The 2,640-nt window shown below is 50.3% G+C and carries 3 protein-coding genes; 2 read left to right on the forward strand and 1 reads right to left on the reverse strand.

Annotated features, from left to right (window positions below; genetic code table 11):
• Together Q0231_RS03625 and Q0231_RS03630 are read left to right on the forward strand one after the other, a co-directional pair.
• A partial coding sequence (locus Q0231_RS03625; protein WP_299345207.1) for a metalloregulator ArsR/SmtB family transcription factor occupies positions 1-302 on the forward strand: 302 nt, incomplete at its 5' end.
• A gap of 3 nt (positions 303-305) precedes the next feature.
• On the forward strand, positions 306-2,225 hold the full coding sequence (locus Q0231_RS03630) for an ABC transporter ATP-binding protein/permease (RefSeq protein ID WP_299345209.1): 1,920 nt from the start codon (positions 306-308) through the stop codon (positions 2,223-2,225).
• 139 nt (positions 2,226-2,364) lie between these two features.
• On the opposite strand, the gene Q0231_RS03635 is transcribed toward Q0231_RS03630, so the two are convergent.
• Positions 2,365-2,640: hypothetical protein (locus Q0231_RS03635; protein WP_299345212.1), on the reverse strand; the 276-nt coding region annotated here is incomplete at its 5' end.

Genomic DNA, 2,640 nt, shown 5'->3' on the forward strand with positions numbered 1-2,640 from the left:
ACCAACAACTCGCCAAAGCCATGCGCGCCCTGTCACACCCGGCGCGCCTAGCAATTTTGCGCTATTTGTCAGATATAAGCACCCCATGCTGTGGGGATGTCATGACCTGCGTTGAATTGGCTCAATCAACCGTTTCTCAACACCTAAAAGTGTTGCGTGAAGCTGGGCTTATTGAGCGAAGAGGCCAGGGCACCAAAAACTGTTATAGCATATGTACCGAACGTCTAAGTTCTGTTCAGTCCCTCTTTGAGCGCACCGTGGCGCCACTCACGGTTAAGTCAGTTTCCCAAAAATCGGAGTAATCCATGGCTCTAGCGCCAACAGGTCGCACTGTTCCAAAAAAACAAACCGTGAACGCCGACGAAGGCTCTACGTTCACCACAATTAAAAACCTTTGGCCCTATATGTGGCCTTCCGATCGCCCAGACCTGAAAGCCCGCGTGTTGCTGGCTTTATTGTCGTTGCTTGCGGCGATGGGGGCAGCAACCTTTGCCCCATATTTTTACAGTCAAGTCATTGATTCCTTGGACATTGGCAATGGTGTCGAACAAGCCAAAATGATGGGGGTAACGCTAGCGGTTGCTTTTGTTGTGGCCTACGGTGTTGGCAATATCGTTGAAAGCTTGTTCATGCAGCTGCGCGATGTGCTGTTCGCTTCTGTTGGACAAAATGCGGTGCGCCAACTTGCCCGCCGTACCTTTGTTCATTTGCACGCCTTGTCTTTGCGCTATCACCTGCAGCGCCGTACCGGTGGCCTTTCTCGGGTTATTGAGCGGGGCACAAAGGGCATTGAAACAATCGTTCGTTTCACCATGCTCAACACGGCACCAACATTGGTTCAATTTGTCATTATCTCCACGATTTTCGTCTGGCGTTTCGGCTTGCCCTATCTCGGTGTTTTGGTGATCACCGTTGTTGGCTACATCTATTTTACGGTGAAGGCGAGCAATTGGCGCATTGGTATACGTCGCAAAATGAACGACAGCGACACAGATGCAAATTCTAAGGCCATCGACAGTTTGCTGAATTTTGAAACGGTAAAATACTTCGGCAACGAAGAAATGGAAGCCAACCGCTTCGATAAATCAATGGCAGTTTATGAAGGCGCTGCTATCCGCATGTGGACCTCGCTTGGGTTCCTCAATTTTGGCCAAGCGGTGATTTTTTGGCTGGGCATGATTGTCATTTCCATTATGTCCGTGAATAGCGTCCTCGCCGGTCAGATCACTGTCGGTGATTTTGTGCTGATCAATATGTATATGATGCAAATCTACCGCCCACTCAACTTCATTGGTTTCGTCTATCGCGAAATCCGACAGGGGCTGACCGATATTGAAAACATGTTCCAGCTACTTGATATGGACGCTGAAATCAAAGACAAGCCGAACGCCAAACCGTTGGATATCACCGGTCCCGTTCTTAAGTTTAATGATGTAAAATTTCACTATGATCCAGATCGTGAAATCCTAAAAGGTGTTAGTTTTGAAGTGCCTGCGGGAAAAACCATTGCGGTGGTGGGACCATCTGGTGCCGGTAAATCAACCATTTCTCGACTGATCTATCGCTTCTATGACGCCATTGAAGGCAGTGTAGAAATCGACGGGCAGGACGTGCGCGATGTGACGCAAAAATCACTGCGTGCAGCTGTTGGCATGGTGCCGCAAGACACGGTACTGTTCAACGACACGATTGCTTACAATATTCGTTATGGCCGCCCCGAAGCGACTGACGAGGAAGTGCATGAAGCCGCTAAACTTGCGCAGATTGCGGACTTCATTGAAGGCCTCCCCCAGGGCTACGAAACACCAGTGGGTGAACGTGGGCTAAAATTGTCCGGTGGTGAAAAACAACGTGTCGCCATCGCGCGCACCATTTTGAAAAGCCCACCAATTTTGATCTTGGATGAAGCGACGTCTGCGCTTGATACCCAAACTGAACGTGAGATTCAGTCCGCCTTGGACCATGTGTCGCAAAACCGCACGACGCTGGTGATTGCCCACCGGTTGTCCACTGTCATCAACGCCGATGAAATCATTGTACTGCGGGCAGGGGAAATTGCTGAGCGTGGTAACCACGAAGGCCTGTTGGCCCAAAACGGTCTCTACGCCCAAATGTGGAACCGGCAGCGTGAAGTTGATGAGGCCGGCGAAAAGCTTCGTCTCGCCCGGGAAACGGATACCGAAGGCTTTTTGGGTAAGCACGAAAAACACGAACCTTCGAACTAGTCTCTAGTGAATTACAATGAAGAGTTTCGGGCACGGTTTTTCAAAGCCGTGCCCTTTTTCTTTTGTCCTTGATCGATAAAAAATGGGGCGCGGTATTCCAAAATACCGCGCCCCAAACAAATCATAATAGCGAAACTGCTTATTCTGCAGCCTCAGGGGTTGGTCGCGACACAACGGTCACGCCGTGGCGTTCTTCGGTTACCAAATCACCCGTGATATATGCTTTTGCACTATCAGCGTTTGCTGGGATCTTTGCAGCCGCTGGTTGATCTGTAACCATTGCCTCTTCATCCACCGCTTCAGCGGCTTCAGCTTTCGCTGTTGCTTTTGACCGGCGCCAAGCCGCAAATGCGCGGAACGGGTAGGTGATCATTCCCCAAAGCCAGATGAGTTGGCTCTGCCAAATCGAAGGGGC

This window comes from uncultured Maritalea sp. (genome assembly GCF_937139385.1).
In the GTDB taxonomy this organism is placed as follows: Bacteria; Pseudomonadota; Alphaproteobacteria; order Rhizobiales; family Devosiaceae; genus Maritalea; species Maritalea porphyrae_A.

Bases quoted from the DNA above. Each gene is read 5' to 3' on its own strand.
- Q0231_RS03630 (WP_299345209.1), top strand. From the start codon at position 306: ATGGCTCTAGCGCCAACAGGTCGCACTGTTCCAAAAAAACAAACCGTG.